This window comes from Rhodococcus sp. IEGM 1408 (assembly GCF_033142235.1).
Classification (GTDB): domain Bacteria; phylum Actinomycetota; class Actinomycetes; order Mycobacteriales; family Mycobacteriaceae; genus Dietzia.
The window spans coordinates 54,374-73,977 of the sequence record NZ_JAWLRW010000001.1 but is presented as its reverse complement, the minus strand read 5'-3'; the positions used below and the strand labels follow the sequence as shown (position 1 = coordinate 73,977).

The window sequence follows — 19,604 nt, the reverse complement described above, 5'->3', positions numbered from 1 at the left end:
CACATGACAGCGACCGAGATCCCCACCACCGACGCCCCCCGGCCCTCGGGCCTCGACCTGCAATACGTGGACCGGGACGTGCGTCCGCAGGACGACCTCTACAACCACGTCAACGGCACCTGGATCCGCGACCACGTGATCCCCGCGGACCGGCCGATCGACGGGGCGTTCCTCGCGCTGCGTGACCTCTCCGAGGAGCGCGTGCGCGACATCATCACCGACGCGCCCGTCGACTCCCAGATCGGCGCCTTCTACGCCTCGTTCATGGACACCGACGCGGTCGAGGCCGCGGGCGTCGGCGCGCTCGCCCCGGACCTCGCGGAGATCGACGGAGCCGCAGACATCGACGCGCTCGCGCTGGCCATGGCCAGGTTGGAGAAGGTGGGCGTGTCCGGGCTGATCGGTGCCTACGTCAACAACGACGCCAAGAACTCCACCCAGTACATCCTCTACCTGGTGCAGTACGGCATCGGCCTGCCGGACGAGTCGTACTACCGTGAGGACCAGTACGCGGGGATCCGCGAGCAGTACACCGAGCACATCGCGCGGATGCTCGTGCTGGCGGGACAGTCGCGGGAGGCCGACGCCCGCGCCCGTGCGGAGCGGATCGTCGCCCTGGAGACCAAGATCGCCGCGTCCCACTGGGACGTGGTCGCCCGCCGCGACGCGGACAAGACCTACAACCCGGTGACGTGGGACGAGCTGCCGCAGCTCGCCCCCGGCTTCCCGTGGCACGACTGGGCCCGCGAGGTGGGTGGGACCGAGGAGACCTTCGGCCGGCTCGTGGCCATGCAGCCCGACTTCCTCACCGCCGTTGCCGATCTGTGGGCCTCCGAGCCGCTGGAGACGTGGAAGGAGTGGCTGCGCTGGCGCGTGGTCAGTTCGCGGGCGCCCTACCTGACCGGTGATCTGGTGGAGGAGAACTTCCGCTTCTACGGGACCGCGATGTCCGGCACCGAGGAGATCAAGGCCCGCTGGAAGCGCGGCGTCGGCGCGGTCGAGGCCGCGCTCGGCGAGGAGGTGGGCAAGGAGTACGTGGCCCGGCACTTCCCGCCCGGCCACAAGGCGCGGATGGTGGGCCTGGTGGAGAACCTCACCGCCGCCTACCGCTACTCGATCGCCCAGCTGCCGTGGATGACCCCGGCGACCCGCGAGCGCGCGCTGGCCAAGCTCGAGGCGTTCGTGCCCAAGATCGGCTACCCCGACAAGTGGCGCGACTACTCCGCGCTGGAGGTGCGCCCCGACGACCTGCTCGGCAACGTGCGCCGCTCCGCCGGGTTCGAGCATGCCTTCGAGCTGGGCAAGCTCGGTGGCCCGGTCGACCGCGGCGAGTGGCACATGACCCCGCAGACGGTCAACGCGTACTACAACCCGGTGATGAACGAGATCGTCTTCCCGGCCGCCATCCTGCAGACCCCGTTCTTCGACGCCGATGCGGACGACGCCGCCAACTACGGCGCGATCGGCGCCGTGATCGGCCACGAGATCGGCCACGGTTTCGACGACCAGGGGTCGAAGTACGACGGCGAGGGTAACCTGGTCGACTGGTGGACCGACGAGGACCGCACCTCGTTCGGCACCCGCGTGGACGCGCTGATCGCCCAGTACCAGGGCCTGACCCCCGAGGGCCTGGACCCGGCGAAGGACCACGTCAACGGGGCTTTCACGGTGGGGGAGAACATCGGCGACCTCGGTGGACTCACCATCGCGCTGCTGGCCTACCGGCTGGCGCAGGGCACGGGCGGCGAGCCCGCCGAGGGCACGGACGTGGGCCCGGAGATCGACGGCATGTCGGGCATCCAGCGGCTGATCACGTCGTGGGCGATCGTGTGGCGCACCAAGACCCGCGCCGAGGAGGCCGCCCGCCGGCTGGCCGTGGACCCGCACTCCCCGCCGGAGTTCCGCTGCAATCAGGTGGTCAAGAACCTCGACGACTTCCACTCCGCTTTCGGGGTGACCGAGGGCGACGGGCTGTGGCTCGCGCCGGAGGAGCGCGTCAGCATCTGGTGAGGCGGGGTCGGCGGCCGGGGTCGCCCAGATAGGGGAGGGCGTTCGCGGTAGAGAGCTGGCGGTAGAAAATATGTGACGGGTGTCATAGCATATGGGCGCTGCTGAACCGGTTGGGCCGGCAGCGCCCAGGTCTAACCGACCTCGTGACTGGGAGAGACATGTCTCAGACAATCAACCCGCCAGCGCAGCAGCAAGCCGCCCGTGAGACCGCCGCGGCACCTCGGACGGTCCGGATAACGGCGTGGGAGCTCTTCACCACGACCGACCACAAGAAGATCGGCGTGATGTACATCGTCACCTGCTTCATCTTCTTCTTCATCGGTGGGCTGATGGCGCTGCTCATGCGCGCGGAGCTCTTCCTCCCCGGGATGCAGTTCCTCTCCAACGAGCAGTACAACCAGCTGTTCACCATGCACGGCACGGTGATGCTGTTGCTCTACGGCACCCCGATCGTGGTGGGGTTCGCGAACTACATCATGCCGCTGCAGATCGGCTCGCCGGACGTGGCGTTCCCGCGTCTGAACGCCTTCGGCTACTGGCTGTTCGCCGCGGGCGGCACGATCATTCTCTCCGGCTTCGTCACCCCCGGTGGCGGCGCGGCGTTCGGCTGGACCATGTACGCGCCGCTGAGCGCCAAGGAGTTCTCGCCGCAGGTGGGTGCGGACCTGTGGATCCTCGGGGTGGGCATCGGTGGGATCGGTACCATCCTCGGCGCGGTCAACTTCATCACCACGATCATCTGCCTGCGCGCACCGGGCATGACCATGTTCCGGATGCCGATCTTCACGTGGAACGTCCTCGTGACCTCCGTGCTGATCCTGCTGATCTTCCCGCTGCTCACCGCGGCCGCCCTCGGCGTCTTCTACGACCGCGAGTTCGGTGGCCGGATCTTCTCCGCCGGGAACGGGGGAGCGATCCTGTGGCAACACCTGTTCTGGTTCTTCGGTCACCCCGAGGTGTACGTCCTTGCCCTGCCGTTCTTCGGGATGATCACCGAGATCCTGCCGGTCTTCTCGCGCAAGCCGCTCTTCGGCTACGCGGGCCTGGTCTTCGCGACCCTGGCGATCGCCGCATTGTCGATGGCCGTGTGGGCGCACCACATGTTCGTCAGCGGTGCCGTCCTGCTGCCGTTCTTCTCCTTCATGACCTACCTGATCGCCGTCCCGACCGGCGTGAAGTTCTTCAACTGGATCGGCACCATGTGGCGGGGCAAGATGACGTTCGAGACACCGATGCTCTTCTCGCTGGGGTTCCTGGTCTCCTTCCTGTTCGGCGGACTGACCGGCATCATGCTCGCCTCTCCCCCGATCGACTTCCACGTGCACGATTCGTACTTCGTGGTGGCGCACTTCCACTACGTCCTCTTCGGCACGGTCGTCTTCGCGACCTTCGCCGGCGTGTACTTCTGGTTCCCCAAGATCACGGGTCGGATGCTCGACGAGAAGCTGGGCAAGTGGCACTTCTGGCTGACGTTCATCGGTTTCCACACCACGTTCCTGGTGCAGCACTGGCTGGGCAACCAGGGCATGCCCCGCCGGTACGCCGACTACCTGGCGACGGACGACTTCACCGTGCTCAACCAGATCTCCACCGTCGGCTCGTTCATCCTCGGCGTGGCGATGTTGCCGTTCATCTGGAACGTCATCAGGAGCTGGCGCTACGGGGACATCGTCACCGTCGACGACCCGTGGGGTTTTGCCAATTCGCTCGAGTGGGCGACCTCCTGCCCGCCACCACGCCACAACTTCGCGGTACTCCCGCGGATCCGCTCCGAGCGCCCGGCGTTCGAACTGCACTACCCGCACATGAGCGAACGGATGCGGGCGGAGGCCCACGTGCGCGGCCGTTCCAACGCCAAGGACCCGGAGTCGGCGAAGGACGTGGCCGAGCGCGGGACTTCGCCCAATACCGCGTGACCACCTGCGCATCGGGCGGCCCGGTCGGCAGAACGGGTCTCTGACAAGACGGGTCCAGGACGACGGCCCGGCCGCTAGGGTCCAGTCCCATGGGGAACCGGGATGTGCTGAGCAAGGATGTGTCGAACGCGGATGCGTCGATCGAGGATGCGTCGGGAAATCGGGATGTGCCGATCAGGGTCGGTTCGATCAAGGTCGTGGAGTGGTCGACGGGGTATCTGGGCAGGATGGCGGTCGAGGCCGTTGACGCGCGCCCCGAGTTGGAGCTGGTGGGCGTCTTCGTCTCCGATCCGGCGAAGGTAGGCGTGGACGTCGGTCGACTCGCGGGACTGGATCGCGACCTGGGCGTGCTCGCCACCGACGACCGGGCGGCGCTGCTCGCGCTGAGGCCGGACGTGGTGGTCTACACGGCCGAGACCGAGACCCGCTTCATGGGCGCGATCGAGGACTTCACCGAGTTCCTCCGGGCCGGCATCAACGTGGTGGCCTCCGGCCCGGTGCTGCTGCAGTACCCGCACGGGACCCTGCCCGAGGAGATGATCGACGCGCTCGCCGCGGCCGGCCGGGACGGCGGCGCCACCCTGCACGTCAACGGGATCGACCCCGGCTTCGCCAACGACGTGCTGCCGCTGGCCATGACCAGCCTGTCCCGGCGGATCGACCTGATCCGGGTGGGGGAGATCGCCGACTACTCGGTGTACCACCAGGGCGAGACCATGCGGCGGCTGTTCGGCTTCGGCCGGCCCATGGACTGGCTCCCTCCGCTCCTGCGCCCGGGGATGCTCGCCGCCGGCTGGGGATCGGTGGTCCGTCAGCTCGCCGCCGCGCTGGACGTGACGCTCGACGAACCGCTGGTGGAGCGTCACGAGCGGCTGGCCACGGACCGGGACCTGTCGCTACTGGCGTGCGAGGTCCCGGCCGGGACGCAGGCGGCCCTACGGTTCGAGGTGGTGGGACAGGTCGACGGCGAGGATCGCATCGTGCTGGAACACGTCACCCGCACCCACGTCGATCAGGCGCCGGAGTGGCCCCGACCCGACCACGGCGACGGGTGCTACCGCATCGAGATCCACGGTGAGCCGGAGATGCGGGTGGAGTTCACCCACCACGCCGAGCACGGCGATCACAACGTCTCAGGGATGCTCGTCACCGCGTTGAGGCTGGTCAACTCGGTCGAAGCGGTGGTCGCGGCCGAACCGGGATTGGTCTACGCGAAGGACCTACCCATGATCACCGGGCGTGGCTTAATGGGCGGATGAACCTCGTGCGCGCAGCCAGGGCCGCAGCAGCCATTGCGGCCACGGTCGTCCTCGGGGTCACGGGGGCGGGCGCGGCGACGGCAGCGCCGACCACCGCGCCGACCACCGCGCCGACCACCGACCCTTCGATGCGGGCACCACTGCCGGTGCCGTACTCGTTCTTCGCCGGCGCCGCGCAGGCCCTGATCGCCCCGGGCGCGGATCTGCCCGGGGCCAACGACTGGAACTGCCGCCCGTCCCCGGACAAACCCCGGCCGGTCGTCCTGGTCCACGGCACCTCCGGCGGGGCCGTGACCAACTGGGCGACCTACGGCCCGCTCCTGCACAACGAGGGCTACTGCGTCTTTGCGCTCACCTACGGGGCGCTGCCCGGTCAGCCGTGGCCGGTCAGCCTGCTGGGCGGACTGTCCGACATCACCGAGGTCTCGGTCCCGCAGGTCGGCGCGTTCGTCGACCGGGTGCTCGCCTCGACCGGCGCCGCGCAGGTGGACCTGATCGGCCATTCGCAGGGCACCGTAGTCTCGGGCCTCGTGGCCAAGGTCGGGCGTCCGGGCAGGGTGAACACCGTCGCCGCGATGGCCCCGCTGTGGCGCGGCTCCACCGGGACGGGATCAGCGTCGATCGGCACCGCGCTGGCCAGCGGGGACCGGGGACGGGCGGTCCAGTTCGCCCCGGCGCTCGCGCAGATGGCCGCCGGGTCCCCGACGATCGAGCTGCTGTGGGCGGGCGGCTCCCCGTACGCCCCGGGAGTGAGGTACCTCAACCTGGTGACCCGCTACGACCAGTTGGTTCGGCCGTACACCTCCGGTGTGGTCGAGGGGCCGCAGACCGCCAACGTCGTGATCCAGGACGGCTGCGAGCAGAACCAGGCCGAGCACCTGGCCATCGCCGCGGACGGCAGGACCGCCGACTTCGTCCTCAATGCGCTCGACCCCGCCCATCCTCGAGTCGCGCGGTGCGAGGCGGTCGCTCCGTACCTCGGTCCCACGCCCCCGCTGCCGGGGTCGTGACCAGCGCAGTGAGCAGGGCGGTCACCAGGGCAGCGGCTCGCTCGGCCCCGGTCCGTCGGTCGGCCGCCGGGATCGCGGGGCTGTTCGGGGCGGCGCTCCTCGTCGTCGTCGCCCCGGGGTCGGCCACGGCGAGCCCCGCCGACCCTTCTCCCACCGGCCATGCCGGCTGGCGGTGGTGGGACGGCGCGGTCCACCAGCTCACCCACGGCCTGGCCGACCCGCCCGGGTTGAACCGCGACGACTGCCGGCCGCCCGCCGACAAGCCCGAACCGGTGATCCTCGTGCACGGCACCGGCCTCAACGGCGGCAACTCGTGGGCGACGTTCGGCGCCGCGCTGGCCGCCGAGGGGTACTGCGTGTGGGCGCCGACCATCGGGGCCCCGCCGGTGGGAGGGCCGCCTGTGGGAGGGCCGCCCGGGCTCGGCGGTGCACCGGGTTCCCTGGGCGGGCTGGACTCGCTCACCGGGGCGTCGGCCCCGCAGCTCGCCGCCGAGATCGACCGCGTGCGCGCGCTCACCGGGGCCCGCGAGGTCGACCTGGTGGGCCATTCTCAGGGCGCGATCGTCGCGTCGTACGTCGCTGCCACCTCCCGTACGGACGCGGTGCGCACCGTGGTCACCCTGGGCGCCGACCCCGCGAAGTCGGGGGAGGGGCCGCCCGAGTTCGTCACCGACATCCTCGGGGTGTTGTCGGCCGAGACCACCCGGCAGGACGCCGAGGCGACGCTCGCCTGGTTGGGCGAGGAGGGCGTGCCGTTCGCGCGCGGGGTGCGGTACGTCGCGGTGTCGTCGGACTACGACGAGCTCACCGGCCCCGTCACCGCGCCCGTGGTGCCGCCTTACGTGGACCTCCGGGTCGTGCGGCTGCAGGACGGCTGCGAGGTCGACCGCTCCGGCCACCTGACCGTGCTGGCCTCACCTCGCGCGGTGGACCTGGTGATCGACGCGCTGGGCGGGGCCGGAGTTGGCGGGGGCGCGGGCAAGGGTGTCGGTGCGGGCACCGACGCGCGGCCGCCGCGATGCGTGCCCGCAGACGGGATCGTTGGCGTGCTGGAGCCTGTTCCGCTGCGCTGACCCGCCCGGGCCCGCGCTGGCGTCCGCTCCGCTGACCCCGGTCAGGCGCGGGAGCGGCTGCCCGCGGGATTGCAGCCGCCCCCGAAGGTGGCGTCTCGCGTGTACTGATGCGCATGCGAGACGCCATCTTGGTGTGCGTCAGGAGACGGCCCTTGAGCAGAGTGGCAGGCGCGCGTGCGGATCCCCAGGGGAGGAGGCGGCGGGCGCGGCTGCGTGGGTCCGGCTGCCCGGAGTGCCCGCTCAGGAACGCGGAGTTGAGGAGCTCGGCACATAGCCGAGCATGCTGGTGCCTCCCGACGTCAGTTGAGGCGTTCGCCCGTCTCGACGTCGAAGGCGTGCAGCTCCGCGGCGACCGGCCGGACGCGCATCCGCGAACCGACCTCCGCGCGGTGTCCGCGGTCCAGGCGGACGGCCACCCGCTCGCCGGCCTCGGTGGCGCCGTAGGCAAAGGCCTCCGCGCCGAGTTCCTCGACCAGCTCCACCCGCAGGTCGAGGCCGTCGTCGCCCTCTCCGACCGGCACCAACGCCTCGGGTCGGGCGCCGAGCAGGATCCGGTCCCGGCCGTCGGTGGGTGCGGGGACCTCGACCTCGGCGGTGCCGACGCGGGTGCGTCCGTCGACGACCGACACCTCGACGAGGGTCATCGACGGGGTGCCGATGAAGCCGGCGACGAAGGCGTTGGCGGGCCGGTCGTACAGCTCGCGCGGCTCCGCGACCTGCTGGAGCACACCGTCCCTGAGAACCGCGACCCTCGTGCCCATGGTCATGGCCTCGATCTGGTCGTGGGTGACGTAGACGGTGGTGACGCCGAGCCGGCGCTGCAGCGAGGCGATCTCACCCCGCGTGGACACGCGCAGCTTGGCGTCTAGGTTCGACAGCGGCTCGTCCATGCAGAAGACCTTGGGGTTGCGCACGATCGCGCGGCCCATCGCGACCCGCTGTCGTTGTCCGCCGGACAGCTGGGAGGGCTTTCGGTCGAGGAGCTCCTCCAGCTGGAGGATCCGCGCCGCCTCCTCGACCTGCTTGCGCGTGTCCGACTTGTTGACGCCCGCGTTGCGCAGGGCGAACCCCATGTTCTGCGCCACGGTCATGGTGGGGTAGAGCGCGTAGTTCTGGAACACCATGGCCACGTCGCGATCGCGCGGGGCCACCCGGGTCATGTCCTCGCCGTCGATCAGCACGCGCCCGGAGTCGATCGGCTCCAACCCGGCGAGCATCCGCAGGCTCGTGGACTTGCCGCAGCCCGAGGGGCCGACCAGGACGAGGAACTCGCCGTCGGCGATGTCGATGTCGAGGGAGTCGACGGCGGGCGCCGAGGACGAGTCGAAGCGTCGCGTGGCGTGATCGAACCGGACGGTGGCCATGGTCGGAGGTCTCCTGGGGCGGGGGTGGTGGGGAGCGGGGGGTCGACGACGACGAGCTCGCCGCCGCCCCCCGCCGACAGGCTCAGGCCTGGGCGTGAGGTGCTCTGCCGGGCGGTCAGCCGAGCTTGGGCTTGAGCTGCGTGTCGATGACCTGCTGGGTCTCCGTCTGGAGCTGCTCCATCGTCTCGCGGACGTCCTGGCCGGCGAGCACCTTGTCCAGGGCGCCGCCGATCCGGGTGCCGCCGTTCGGGACGAACACGCGGGCGTTGTCCTGGGGACGCGTGAAGCCCAGCTGCTCGATCGCCGTGGCGGCCTGCGGCGACTTCTTCAGGTACTCCTTGATCTCCTGGGCTTCACCGGCGTCCTTGCGGACGGGCATGTACCCGGTGGCCTGCGCGAAGATCGCGGTCCCCTGGGTGGAGGTGATCGAGTCGATGAACTTGAGCGCGTTGAGCTTGCGCTCGTCGGAGATCTTGGCCGGGATGGCCAGGCCGGCGCCGCCGGTGGGGCATGAGGAGTTGTCGCGGGCACCCGGCAGGAACGCCGTGCCGAACTCGAACTGCGCGTTCTCGGTGGCGGCTTTGAGGGAGCCGGTGGAGGCCACGGCGCAGGCGGCCAGGCCGGAACCGAACTCCGTGATGGAGTCCTTGGAGACGACGAGGAACCCCTCGTCGTTGATCCGCTTGAGCTTCTCCACGCCGGCGATGGTCCCCGCCGCGGTGAAGGTGGCGTCCCAGTCCTCCGAGTAGGCCCCGCCCTCGTTCCAGATCATGTTCTGCATGGTCCAGTCGAGGTAGTTGGAGCCGTCGTACAGCGCGATCGCGTGTTTGCCGCCGCCGACGGCCTCCTGGATGCGCGGGGCCCAGTCGAGGAACTCGTCCCAGCTGTCGGGGCCACGGTCCGGGAGCCCGGCCTGCTGCCAGACCTCCTTGTTGTAGTAGAACAGCGGGGTCGACCGCGCGAACGGCAGGCCGTAGGACCTGCCCTCGAGGACGTAGTCACCGACGAGCGCATCGACATAGGTGGAGGTGTCCACCCCGGCCTCGGCGAAGAGGTCGTCGAGCGGGGTGAGCTGGTCGTTGAGCGCGAAGTTGAACCAGGTGACGTCCGAGACCACCACGACGTCGGGGACGTCGTTCCCGGTCAGCGCCGCGTTGAGCTTCTGCGCCACCTCTTCGTAGTTCTTGCCGCCGTCGACCAGGTTGACCGTCAACCCGGACTCACCCTGGAAGCGCTCGATCAGCTGCTCCTCGGTGGCCTTGGAGTTGCCCGGGTGGTTGGACCAGAAGGTGATGGTGTCGGTGGCGCCCTCGGCCCCACCGCCCCCACCGGCGGCCGAGTCGCCGCCGCCGGATCCGGCGCAACCGGCCACGGTGACGGTGGCTGCGGACGCGCCGAGGAGGCCGAGGAAGAGCCTGCGGTTCACTGGATTCATGGCGGTGGTGCCTTTCTGCAAGACGAACCTGACGGGGACGGTGAACGGGTAGCGGGTGGACTGGGTGGGCTGAGAGGACTGGGTGGACAAGGTGGCTCGGGTGGCGGCTGAAGGGGTCAGCCCTTGACCGCGCCGGAGGTGAGGCCTTTGATCATGTGGCGCTGCAGGAGCAGGAAGACGATGAGGATCGGGGTGATGGTGAGGATCGTCGCGGCCATGACCATGGGCCAGTCGATGTAGGCGTCGGTGGAGATGAGCCGCGCCAACCCCACCTGGAGTGGGGCGACCGTCTCGTCGGAGGCGACCAGGAAGGGCCAGAGGTACTCGTTCCACTCGTTGACGATCGTGATGAGCGCGAACGCCACCACGGTCGGCCAGCTCATCGGCAGCAGGACCCGCAGCAGCAGCTTCATGTGGCCGCAGCCGTCCATGCGGGCGGCCTCGATGATCTCGAACGGCAGGGTGAGGAAGTGGTTGCGCATGAGGAACGTGCCGAACGCGACCCCGGCCAGCGGGAAGATGATGCCCTGGAAGGTGTTGATCCAGCCCAGCTGCGAGACCAGCGCGTAGTTGGAGATGACGGTGATCTGGTTGGGCACCATCAGCGCGGCCAGGACCAACATGAAGACCGCCCCGCGGCCGGGAAAACGCAGGTAGACAAAGGCGTAGGCGCTGAGGACACCCAGCACGAGTTTGGCCGAGACCAGCGCCCCGGTGATGATCAGCGAGTTGGTGAAGTACCGGATGAACGGCACCTGCTCGAGCACCCGGGAGTACGGGCCGGAGGTGACGGGGTCCGGCCACCACGCGGGGGGCTGGATGTAGACCATGTCCGGGGTCTTGAACGAGGTGGTCAGGACCCAGTACAGGGGGAGCGCGATGACCGCCAGCACCATGAACATGGCCAGGTAGCCGGCCACCTTCATCGCCCGCGAGCCTCCGGAGACGGGGTTCATGTCATCTTCCTGTCCATCACGCGGACCTGGATCGCGGTGACGCCGAGCAACACCAGGAACATGATCGTGGCCACCGTGGCCCCGTAACCGGCCCGGAAGTTCTGGAAGGTCTCCTGGTACACCTGGAACACCATCGTGGTGGTCCCGTTGCCCTGCGGTCCGCCGCGGGTCATCACGTAGATGATGTCGAAGACCTGCAGCGAGTTGAGCAGCACGGTGATCGACAGGAAGAACGTCGTCGGGCGCAGCAGCGGCAGGGTGACCGAGCGGAAGGTCGTCCACCGGCTGGCGCCGTCCATCTCGGCGGCCTCGTACAGTTCGGCCGGCTTGGCCTGGAGCGCGGCCAGGTAGATGACGAAGCTGTAGCCGAGGTTCTTCCAGACGTAGGTGACGGTGATCATCACCATGGCCCAGTCGGGGTCCTGGTAGAAGTCCGGCACGGGCAGACCGACCATCGTCAGCAGCGCCGCGATCATGCCGAAGCGTGGATCGAAGAGGAACTGGAAGGCCACGCCGATGGCCGCACCCGCGATCACGAAGGGTGCGAACACCGCCGACCGCACGAGCCCCCGGCCGATCAGTTGCTGGTCGAGCAGGAGCGCCAGGGCCAGGCCCAGGACCATGGACCCGATGACCGCGGCGAGGGTGAACACGACCGTGTTCTGCACGACCACCCAGCTGTCCGCGCGGTTCCACCACTCGATGTAGTTGGACCAGCCGATGAACGTGGAGGTCGGGGAGGAGATGTTCCATTCGAAGAAGCTCAGCCGGATGTTGTCGATCAGCGGCCGGTAGACAAAGACCCCGAGCAACGCCAGGTTCGGCAGTACCAGGGCGAGGAAGAGCAGTTTCTCCCCGAGGGACCCGCCCATGCGGGACCGCCGCCGCGGTGCCCGACGTTCGGGCGGGCTGTCGGCGCCCGATTTCTCGGGTGCCGGGGGGGACGACGTCTGCACGGTGGAAGCCTCGTCGTAGTGGATGAACGGACTCTGTCCGGACGATAGACCACCATTGGCCCGCAGAGGGCGAAAAGGTACAGACGTTGAAAAGGCCGAGGGCCCTCACCTCTCGGGTGAGGGCCCTCGGATCGCGACCGGGCCGCGGTGCAGCGGGATATCCGTGGTGTCAGCTCTGGCTCAGTAGTTCCAGTCGCCCTGGCCGTCAAAGGACCCGAAGGGCCGCCCGGGCCCGTTCTTGACGATGATCGGGTCGCCGTTGCGCGAATTGTCGTAGTACCAACGGGCGTCCTCGGGGCTGATGTTGATGCAGCCGTGCGAGACGTTCCGGACGCCCTGGTCGCCGACAGACCACGGCGCGGAGTGGATGTAGATGCCGTCGTAGCTCATCCGGACCGCGTCGTTGACGATCGAGTCGTAGCCGCCGTCCTCGATCCGCAGCCCGAAGGCGGCGGAGTTCATCCGCACGTTCCGGCCGCGCTGGCCGGTGTAGTAGACGCCGTTGTAGGTGTCCCACCCGGGCCGCCCGGCCGACGCCCGCATGGTGCGCACGTGCTGGCCGTTGCGGGTCACGGTGATGTGCTTGGTGCGGTCGTCGAATTCCGCGATCAGCGCGTCGCCGGTGCGGAAGGACTGCTGGCGCTTGCCGCCGGCCCAGATGGTGACGGAGGTGTTGGGCGGCCAGAAGCTGTGGGGCCGCCACCGCACCTCGGAGTTGTTGATCCAGTAGAACTTGCCGGCCACGGGTGGTTCGGTGCGGATCCCGATGGTGGCCTCCGCGCGCGCACGGTCGGTGATGGGGCGGTCGAAGAAGAACATGACCGGCTGGGCCACGCCGACGACCTCGTTCGGGGTCGGGAAGACGTTGACGTCGCCGTACTCGGGGGCGGGTCGCGCCGGTCCGATCACCGGGTAGGTGAGCACGGGCATCGCGCCGACGCCCGGGATCAGCGGGGTGGGTAGCGGCGCGTTCTCCAGCTGGGGGACCCCGGGCGGGCTCATCGGCATCACGGACTGCGCGCCGGCCGCCGGGGCCAGGCTCAGGATCAGCGCTGACGCGGCGAGGACTGCGGCGACAACCGTGGCGACTGCCGAGTTCCGGGACGAACGGGTCATGACTTCTCCTGGGGGCGGCGGTGCGTGGCTGTCAGCGTAAGCCAAGGGGTTTCTTGGGATGTCGCGCGCCGCTCCGTTTGTGTTTCAGCTGGCCCCCCGGGGGGCGGCTCGTCAGTAGTTCCAGTCGCCCTGCCCGTCAAAGGCGCCGAACTGCCTGCCCGGCCCGTTCATCACGACAAAGGGATCGCCGTTGCGCGTGTTGTCGTAGTACCAGCCCGCGTCCTCAGGGCTGAGGTTGATGCACCCGTGCGAGGTGTTGCGCTCGCCCTGGTCGGCCACCGACCACGGGGCGGAGTGGATGAAGATGCCGTCGTAGCTCAGTCGCACGCCGTCCGCGACGGTGGTGTCGTACCCGCCGGCGGTCCTCGACAGCCCCCAGGTGGACGAGTCCATCCTGACCTCGCGGGCGCGCCACCCGTTGTAGTAGACGCCGTTGTGGGTCGGGTAGTCGTCGCGTCCGGCGGAGGCCCGCATGGTGCGGACGACCTGGCCGTTGCGGGTCACTGTGACGAGGTGCGTGTGGTCGTCGTAGGTCGAGACGACCGCGTCGCCGGTGCGGAAGGCGTTCTCCCGGCCACCGGCCCACACGGTGACCGAGGTGCCGGCCGGCCAGAACTCCAGGGGGCGCCAGCGGAGTTCGGAGTCGTCGACCCAGTAGAACTTGCCCTCGACGGCCGGCGCCGTGCGGATCCCCACGGCGGCTTCTGCTGTGGCGCGGTCGGCGACGGGACGGTCGAACCGGATCATGACGGGCTGGGCCACGCCCACGGTCTCGTTCCGGGTGGGGTAGACGGAGGCCACCCCGGCCTCGATGGCCGGGCGCGGCGGAGCCGGCACGGGGATGGTGAGAACCGTCGACAAGCCCAGGCCCGCGGGAGTCCAGATGGGTGCCGATTCCACTGTGGCCAGGCCGGCGACGGACTGCGCCGAGGCGACGGGAGTGAGTCCGACGACGAGGCCGGCAGTGGCCAGCAGGGTCGCGATGAGACGGGATCGACGGAACATCGTTCTCCTTCGGCAGCCCGGCGACGGGGCGGCGATGCGGTTTATGGGCGCGCTGGTCCCGGCTGCGCTGGATAGAGCGTGCGCGACCAGGGGGCAGCTGAGGTGCACTGATCAAAGTAACACCACGCGCCCCAGCAGTAACACCTGTAACAGTACATCGACCGGGTCCTGGCATTGATGTAGATCCGTCAGGCTTTACTTACTCCCACCTGTAACTGAACCTGCCTGGAGGGTTCCAATGATCATTGGCAACGGCGGGGCGGGAACTGCAGGTAGAGGCATTAACGTTTCTTATTGACCCATAGTCAATGGTAGAAGGCCTGATCAAGGGGTTGATAAGGCAATGGCTGCAACATATGGTCTACCCAGTCGCCGGCTGGGGGTGCGGTGACGAAGTGAAGTACTGGCGAGGGGCTACTACTTCACGAAGAGGGGCCGGTTTCGAAAACCGGGGCACCTGGGGGGGTGCCGGCCCGCCGCCCGCGAAGGGCGAGCAGGGATGTCGGACGGCGCGACAGCGCAGTCCGCGTGAAGGGAACGGCGTCGGATGCTGAGGGGCTCCGGCGCCGTCTCCCATTTCTGGTGGTTCTATGGATCCCTTTTCCGTTCCGTCGCCCCCGCGATCCGCAGCAGCCCGAAGTCTCGGCCGCGGTCACTGCCGCGATTCAGGCGAGGATGTGCTCGGCGACCCTGTGCAGGCCGGCCAGCGCCCGCGCGTCGGTCTCCGGTGAGCGCGGCGTCCCGGGGCTGACAAACGTGATGTGCCACAGGTCGTTGTCCGCGACGAGGATCGTGTGGACCTCGACGCCGCCGCCTGTCGGGGCCGCCACGCAGTCGATGTACGCGGTGTCCGGCTCGGGACGCACCGGCGCGGGCGCTTGCGGGGGCGGTGCGGCGCCCTCCGCGCCCCCGGCGTCCTCGCCGCGAATCTCCGAGCAGGCATAACGCACGCCCAACATCGCGGCCTGGCCGGCGAGCGAGGCCCGCGAGCCACTGGGAGGCTTCACGACGCCGGCGGCGAAGCTGTCGGGGACGTCGTCGGGAACGAGCGCCGTCGACTCCGGGGCCTCCGTGGCGGTTCGGGTGGTGGTTGAAGCTGCCGTCGTCGTGGCAGTGGTGATGGCGTCGGGGTCGAGCTCGGAGTCTGCAGGTTCGGACTCCTCCGCCGACTCCTCGGTAGCCCCCGCCCCCGCAGCGGTCTCGGCCGCGGATTCGGCTTCGACCGCCGCCTCGTCCTCGGCCTGCTGCGCGACGTACCGCTCCGGCGACCCCGGGCCGCCGTAGGTGCACAACATCCCGAGATCGCCCGATCCGGTGGGCTCGACTTCGGGCATGTCGGCGCCGGTGAGCGCGATGACGCGGGCGGTCGTCAGGTCGAGCAGTTCACAAGCGTTCAACCGCGTGTCGGGGGCGGACCGACCCTCGACCATCGCGGCCGCGACCTCCGGCAAGGGGTTGGGGGAGATCCGGGGCGGGCCCGAGTCCGCGGGTTCGGAGAGGCCGAGAGCGGAACAGGCGGAGACGGCCATCGCGGTTGACAGGGCCACGAGCATCCGGGCGACGCGTTCCCCGGAGAGGGGGCGGGGCCGCTGCGTTTCCATGCAGCGATCCTACGTCGGAGGGAAGGGGCCGCTCGTCCCGACCGGCACCGAGCGCAACCCCCACACGCCCGGCCGGGCCCGGGTCAGGGCTGACGACAGGGGCAGGGACAGGTGCAGGGTCAGGCCTCGGTCGGCGGTAGGGACCCCGCCTGGGTGATGGCCGCGAACGACTCGCGGATCCGGTCCTCCAACAGCGCCGGTGACTCGTCGGAACGCCACTGCTCCACCGCGACGCGCAGGGCGGCGATGGAAGCGGCCGCCACCGTCGCGGCTTCCACGGATCCGGGTTCCCTGCCCTCGCGGCGGGCGACCAGCATGGCCAGGTCATCCTCGGTACGGGTCAGGACCGCGTACACCTCGGGACGGATCTCCGGCTCCCGCCGCCACATATCGTGGAACAGCGCGAACTCCGGCGTCTCCCGACGGGCCATCGCGACCTGCAACCACAGGAGGCGGGCGAGTGCGGTGAGGGTCGGCACCGACTGATCGGTGAGGAACAGTCGTACGGCCTCGCGGTCCTGGGGGAAGTCATCAGGGATGCAGGCGGCCGCTTTGGACGGGAAGTAGTTGAAGAACGTCCGCCGCGACACGTTGGCAGCCCTGGCGATCTCGTCGACGGTCACGGAGTGGAGCCCACGCTCGAGGGCCAGGCGCATCGCGACGGAGGAGATGGTCTCCCGGAGTTCGCGGCGACGATCCTCAGCGCGGTCGTTGTTCTGTCCCTCGCTGGTGGAGCTTCCCATGGGGTCTCCTCCCCGCTGGTCACCGAAGTGTGTCGACTTGTTAGCGCCGTACACGAAACCTTACCCAGTAGCCCAGGTCCTATCCTGGCACTATGCGTATCGTCACCACTTCGTTCGTCGCCCCCCTGTCCGTTGTACTGCTCGGAGTTCTGGCGGGGTGCGGTGGCGGCGGTTCCGAGCCGGCACCGGAGATGGGGACCATCCGGACGGCTCCGCCGGAGACCACCGAGCCGGAAATCCCCCAGGCAGAACCGGTGACAGAGGCCGAATGCCCGTACCTGTCCGCCGACGAGGCGTCGCGTCTCAACGGGGAGTTGGCCACCGAGGTGCGGATCGACGACCGGACAGACCCCGCGTCGTGCTTCTTCTATGGCGCCGACGGGGCCGTTCAGCTCACGACCAACGTGTACTCGGTGGCGTCGGAGGACCGGGCCGCGCAGCTGGTCGACGAGTCGGCGCCGGTCGGCGAGTCCGAGCGCTCGGACGTCGACGGCGGGTGGACCGGGGGCCGGACCGGCGGTCCGAGTGGCGCACTGGTGGTCCTGGCGCGGGGCACACAGGTCCTGGCGGTGCAGTCGACGCAGGAGCAGTCGGTCAAGGCCCAGCGGGTGGCGGAGCTCGTCGCCCCCAGGGTCGCGGAGTAACTGGTCCGCGGAGTGGCTGGTGGCGGAGTAGCGGGTCGCGGGCCAGCGGTACTGGGAGCCGAATTACCGCGGGTGGTCGACGGAGACGTCGGAGTACGGCATCAGCGATTCGACCGCGGGGAAGACGACCTCCATGAGCAGCAGGAACACCACTGCCGCCAGCGCGAGGAGCAGCACCATCCGGAGGAGGGTCGGGCCGGGGAGCTTGCGGTAGAGCCAGGCGTACATCACGGACCTCTCAGTTCGGCGGGGACATCGCCGGCAATCCGCGGTTCGGCCCGCTCGAGCACGGCGTGCACCACGAGCCGCTCCGCCGCCGAGAACTGCGGGTGACACGTGGTGAGCGTGGCCAGGGGCAGCAGGTCGGGGGAGGCCGGCCCGGTGAATCCGGGCACCGCGTCGATCACCCATACGTCCTCGGGGCGGACCACGCTCACTCCGGACAGGCCCTCGTACGGGCCGGACGTCGCGCGGTCAGCGATGTCCGTGGGGAGGCACTTCCCGGCCTGGGTACGAGCGGTCTCCCGGTCCGGGGCGTCGACGGGCAGGACGCGGTAGATCAGCCACTCGTCGGCGGTCTCGTACACGAGGGCGTCGCACGGGCGCAGGGCATCGAGGTCGTTGAACGGCGAACCCCTGCCCACCCGGTGGCCGGCGACGGCGAAGTTCCCCGGTTCGCCCGGCGCCTGGGTCTCGGTGTAGTGCCCCGGACCGATCTCCAGGTCCGCGCCGGTGGTTCCCGAGACCACGGCGAACCGGTAGTCCGAGCCGAACGCGGGGATATGGAGGCGGGCGAACGCGGTGCCGTCGGCGCCCGGCCCGTCGAGTTCTGCAACTCCGGGGGACACCCCGCGCTCCCGCGTATTGCCCGGGGCGGCCCAGCGCTCGTCCAGTTCCGCGTCTGCGGCGGACTGGCCGCGCGCGGCGCCGATGTCGGTCCACCACACCTGGTAGACGACGAAGAGCGCCAGGACCACGCCGATCGTGAGGAGTAGTTCGCCCAGGACGCCCACAGTCCGTCTCACGGGGAGCGTGCGTCTCACAAGGGTTCCGTGACCATCCCCAGGATGAGCTCGGCCATGCTCCGGGCCGTCATCGCCGTGGTCTCGACCTCCCCGAGCATGGCGGCGGTGACGGTGCCGTCGTGGAGGATCGCGAGACGATCGGCGAGGTCGGTGATGTTGTCGGGGTCCTGCAGGCCCATCCCCGCCAGCTCGGAGCGCAGGGTGTCGGCCAGCCATTGCCGCTGGTCGGAGACGGCCGCGCGGATGGCACGCTCGCCATCGGAGGTGGGGCTGGGGAACTCGATCGCCGCGGCGAGGTGGCACGAGCCCGGAGTGGCGGGTTGCACACGTTCCCGGACGATGTCGAACAGCGCGAGGATCCGTCCGCGGGCGTCGGGCGCGGCGTCGGCGCGGCGTTGCCACAGGGCTCGGTCCCGCCCGGCCACCGCCGTCAGGTACGCGACGACGAGCTCGTCCTTGGACCCGTAGGTGTTGTAGAGACTGGCCTTGGCCACGCCGGCCTCGCGGAGGATCCGGTCGATGCCCACGGCCCGGATCCCGTCGGTGGAGAACAGGCGGGTCGCCGTGGCCAGGAGCCGCTCCCGCGGGCCGGGCTTGGTCGACCGTGTGCTCGTCACAGTGGACAGACTATCGGCTGTGAACCCGGACTCGACGGGGCCGGTGCCGCGTGAGGCGACACCGGCCCCGGTGGTCACGCCGGAGATGGCCCGCCGGTCGGGGGACGGCCCGCGTCAGGGGCGTCGGTCGGTGTGACGGGCGGGGTCGCAGCCGGGTTGGCAGACCGAGTGGCATCTGTCGTGCTGCCCGGGCCATCCGCCTTGCGTCCGGTGAGGAACTCGCCGGCCTTTTCCTGGGCGGTATCTGTGTGTTTGGCGTGCTTACCGCCGGTGCGCTGGTCGAACAGGTCGCCGGCCTTGTTGACGGCGGCGTTGACCTTGTCCGGGTTCTTTGCTGCGAAATCTTTGATCTTGTTGATGAAACTCATGACAGATCCTTTCGCTAGCCGGGCATGCGCCCGATGCGCCGACGGCCCGGCCCAGTGATACCAGGGCCGGGCCGTCGGAGCTGTTCCGATCGAAAAGCGATCAGACGCGGGCGTGACCCTTACGGCGGCCGGTGACGAGGCTGACGATCCAGATCACGAGGCACGCGCCGACGATCGCGGCGATGACGCCGAAGATGGAGAAGGCCTCCGGCATGGCCTTGCCGTCGTTGGTGAGGAACGAGACGATCCAGCCCACGACGAACGCGCCGACGATGCCGGCAACGATGTTGGCGACGATGCCCATCTGAGCGTCACGCTTCATGATCTTCGAGGCGATCCAGCCGGCGAGCCCGCCGATGATGATCCAGGCGATAATTGTGCCCATGTCGATTGGTCCTTTCCCGAGAGTCTTGTGTTGGCCCCGGACGGGCCACCTCTACAGGAGAACACGTCGCGGCCCTGATTGCTTCCTGTGAGAGCCCGTGTGCTGTTAAACGTCGCTTATT

The 19,604-nt window shown here is 69.4% G+C and carries 19 protein-coding genes; 6 read left to right on the top strand and 13 right to left on the bottom strand.

The features are described 5' to 3' along the window. Window positions 1-3 precede the first annotated feature (3 nt). The 5 genes from R4P08_RS00335 (at window position 4) to R4P08_RS00315 (ending at window position 7,268) form a co-directional block, all read left to right on the top strand. Window positions 4-2,010, top strand: a complete 2,007-nt coding sequence (locus R4P08_RS00335) for a M13 family metallopeptidase (protein WP_317811759.1) — start codon at window positions 4-6, stop codon at window positions 2,008-2,010. A gap of 284 nt (window positions 2,011-2,294) precedes the next feature. Then, the gene (ctaD, locus tag R4P08_RS00330) at window positions 2,295-3,926 is read left to right on the top strand and encodes a cytochrome c oxidase subunit I (RefSeq protein ID WP_317812230.1); all 1,632 of its coding nucleotides are present in this window, start codon (window positions 2,295-2,297) and stop codon (window positions 3,924-3,926) included. Between the two features lie 227 nt (window positions 3,927-4,153). Next, a complete protein-coding gene (locus R4P08_RS00325; protein ID WP_411741139.1) occupies window positions 4,154-5,185 on the top strand; it encodes a diacylglycerol kinase in 1,032 nt (343 codons plus the stop codon). Beyond that, a complete protein-coding gene (locus R4P08_RS00320; RefSeq protein WP_411741130.1) occupies window positions 5,182-6,195 on the top strand; it encodes an esterase/lipase family protein in 1,014 nt (337 codons plus the stop codon). Before R4P08_RS00325 ends, R4P08_RS00320 begins: the two co-directional genes overlap by 4 nt. Then, window positions 6,192-7,268, top strand: a complete 1,077-nt coding sequence (locus R4P08_RS00315) for an esterase/lipase family protein (RefSeq protein ID WP_317811757.1) — start codon at window positions 6,192-6,194, stop codon at window positions 7,266-7,268. Before R4P08_RS00320 ends, R4P08_RS00315 begins: the two co-directional genes overlap by 4 nt. Before the next feature lie 299 nt (window positions 7,269-7,567). Here R4P08_RS00315 and R4P08_RS00310 read toward each other — a convergent pair whose 3' ends face one another. The 8 genes from R4P08_RS00310 to R4P08_RS00275 all read right to left on the bottom strand — a co-directional run bounded on the left by R4P08_RS00310 (window position 7,568) and on the right by R4P08_RS00275 (window position 16,444). Next, on the bottom strand, window positions 7,568-8,632 hold the full coding sequence (locus tag R4P08_RS00310) for a sn-glycerol-3-phosphate ABC transporter ATP-binding protein UgpC (RefSeq protein ID WP_317811756.1): 1,065 nt from the start codon (window positions 8,630-8,632) through the stop codon (window positions 7,568-7,570). A 115-nt stretch (window positions 8,633-8,747) separates the two neighbouring features. Further along, complete coding sequence (locus R4P08_RS00305) at window positions 8,748-10,067, bottom strand: ABC transporter substrate-binding protein (RefSeq protein ID WP_317811755.1); 1,320 nt, start codon at window positions 10,065-10,067, stop codon at window positions 8,748-8,750. A 116-nt stretch (window positions 10,068-10,183) separates the two neighbouring features. Continuing rightward, complete coding sequence (locus tag R4P08_RS00300; protein ID WP_317811753.1) at window positions 10,184-11,023, bottom strand: carbohydrate ABC transporter permease; 840 nt, start codon at window positions 11,021-11,023, stop codon at window positions 10,184-10,186. Continuing rightward, window positions 11,020-11,895, bottom strand: a complete 876-nt coding sequence (locus R4P08_RS00295) for a sugar ABC transporter permease (RefSeq protein WP_317811752.1) — start codon at window positions 11,893-11,895, stop codon at window positions 11,020-11,022. The genes R4P08_RS00300 and R4P08_RS00295 overlap by 4 nt, the downstream gene beginning before the upstream one ends. Before the next feature lie 264 nt (window positions 11,896-12,159). Next, window positions 12,160-13,095 carry a L,D-transpeptidase gene (locus R4P08_RS00290; protein ID WP_317811751.1) on the bottom strand — a complete coding sequence of 312 codons (936 nt, stop codon included), beginning with the start codon at window positions 13,093-13,095 and terminating at the stop codon, window positions 12,160-12,162. Between the two features lie 111 nt (window positions 13,096-13,206). Then, window positions 13,207-14,100, bottom strand: coding sequence for an Ig-like domain-containing protein (locus R4P08_RS00285; protein WP_317811750.1), 894 nt, complete (start codon window positions 14,098-14,100; stop codon window positions 13,207-13,209). A gap of 665 nt (window positions 14,101-14,765) precedes the next feature. Next, entirely contained in the window at window positions 14,766-15,701 is a 936-nt protein-coding gene (locus tag R4P08_RS00280; protein WP_317811749.1) for a hypothetical protein, read from the bottom strand. A gap of 119 nt (window positions 15,702-15,820) precedes the next feature. Then, a complete protein-coding gene (locus R4P08_RS00275; RefSeq protein ID WP_317811748.1) occupies window positions 15,821-16,444 on the bottom strand; it encodes a TetR family transcriptional regulator in 624 nt (207 codons plus the stop codon). Window positions 16,445-16,536: 92 nt separating this feature from the next. Between R4P08_RS00275 and R4P08_RS00270 the strand changes: the two genes are divergently transcribed. Beyond that, a complete protein-coding gene (locus R4P08_RS00270; protein WP_317811747.1) occupies window positions 16,537-17,088 on the top strand; it encodes a DUF2020 domain-containing protein in 552 nt (183 codons plus the stop codon). 63 nt (window positions 17,089-17,151) lie between these two features. On the opposite strand, the gene R4P08_RS00265 is transcribed toward R4P08_RS00270, so the two are convergent. From R4P08_RS00265 to R4P08_RS00245, 5 genes are all read right to left on the bottom strand, one after another. After that, window positions 17,152-17,316 (bottom strand): hypothetical protein, encoded by a 165-nt coding sequence (locus R4P08_RS00265; RefSeq protein WP_317811746.1) that lies wholly within the window; start codon window positions 17,314-17,316, stop codon window positions 17,152-17,154. Further along, window positions 17,316-18,113 (bottom strand): class E sortase, encoded by a 798-nt coding sequence (locus tag R4P08_RS00260; RefSeq protein WP_317811745.1) that lies wholly within the window; start codon window positions 18,111-18,113, stop codon window positions 17,316-17,318. Before R4P08_RS00260 ends, R4P08_RS00265 begins: the two co-directional genes overlap by 1 nt. Window positions 18,114-18,127: 14 nt before the next feature. Further along, a complete protein-coding gene (locus R4P08_RS00255; RefSeq protein WP_317811744.1) occupies window positions 18,128-18,730 on the bottom strand; it encodes a TetR/AcrR family transcriptional regulator in 603 nt (200 codons plus the stop codon). A gap of 74 nt (window positions 18,731-18,804) precedes the next feature. Continuing rightward, window positions 18,805-19,098 carry an antitoxin gene (locus tag R4P08_RS00250; RefSeq protein WP_317811743.1) on the bottom strand — a complete coding sequence of 98 codons (294 nt, stop codon included), beginning with the start codon at window positions 19,096-19,098 and terminating at the stop codon, window positions 18,805-18,807. 100 nt (window positions 19,099-19,198) lie between these two features. Next, a complete protein-coding gene (locus tag R4P08_RS00245) occupies window positions 19,199-19,483 on the bottom strand; it encodes a GlsB/YeaQ/YmgE family stress response membrane protein (RefSeq protein WP_317811742.1) in 285 nt (94 codons plus the stop codon). Between the last annotated feature and the right edge of the window lie 121 nt (window positions 19,484-19,604).

Bases quoted from the DNA above. Each gene is read 5' to 3' on its own strand.
- R4P08_RS00335 (WP_317811759.1), top strand. From the start codon at position 4: ATGACAGCGACCGAGATCCCCACCACCGACGCCCCCCGGCCCTCGGGC.
- ctaD (WP_317812230.1), top strand. From the start codon at position 2,295: ATGTACATCGTCACCTGCTTCATCTTCTTCTTCATCGGTGGGCTGATG.
- R4P08_RS00325 (WP_411741139.1), top strand. From the start codon at position 4,154: ATGGCGGTCGAGGCCGTTGACGCGCGCCCCGAGTTGGAGCTGGTGGGC.
- R4P08_RS00320 (WP_411741130.1), top strand. From the start codon at position 5,182: ATGAACCTCGTGCGCGCAGCCAGGGCCGCAGCAGCCATTGCGGCCACG.
- R4P08_RS00310 (WP_317811756.1), bottom strand. From the start codon at position 8,632: ATGGCCACCGTCCGGTTCGATCACGCCACGCGACGCTTCGACTCGTCC.
- R4P08_RS00305 (WP_317811755.1), bottom strand. From the start codon at position 10,067: ATGAATCCAGTGAACCGCAGGCTCTTCCTCGGCCTCCTCGGCGCGTCC.
- R4P08_RS00300 (WP_317811753.1), bottom strand. From the start codon at position 11,023: ATGAACCCCGTCTCCGGAGGCTCGCGGGCGATGAAGGTGGCCGGCTAC.
- R4P08_RS00295 (WP_317811752.1), bottom strand. From the start codon at position 11,895: ATGGGCGGGTCCCTCGGGGAGAAACTGCTCTTCCTCGCCCTGGTACTG.
- R4P08_RS00290 (WP_317811751.1), bottom strand. From the start codon at position 13,095: ATGACCCGTTCGTCCCGGAACTCGGCAGTCGCCACGGTTGTCGCCGCA.
- R4P08_RS00285 (WP_317811750.1), bottom strand. From the start codon at position 14,100: ATGTTCCGTCGATCCCGTCTCATCGCGACCCTGCTGGCCACTGCCGGC.
- R4P08_RS00280 (WP_317811749.1), bottom strand. From the start codon at position 15,701: ATGGAAACGCAGCGGCCCCGCCCCCTCTCCGGGGAACGCGTCGCCCGG.
- R4P08_RS00275 (WP_317811748.1), bottom strand. From the start codon at position 16,444: ATGGGAAGCTCCACCAGCGAGGGACAGAACAACGACCGCGCTGAGGAT.
- R4P08_RS00270 (WP_317811747.1), top strand. From the start codon at position 16,537: ATGCGTATCGTCACCACTTCGTTCGTCGCCCCCCTGTCCGTTGTACTG.
- R4P08_RS00265 (WP_317811746.1), bottom strand. From the start codon at position 17,316: ATGTACGCCTGGCTCTACCGCAAGCTCCCCGGCCCGACCCTCCTCCGG.
- R4P08_RS00250 (WP_317811743.1), bottom strand. From the start codon at position 19,098: ATGAGTTTCATCAACAAGATCAAAGATTTCGCAGCAAAGAACCCGGAC.
- R4P08_RS00245 (WP_317811742.1), bottom strand. From the start codon at position 19,483: ATGGGCACAATTATCGCCTGGATCATCATCGGCGGGCTCGCCGGCTGG.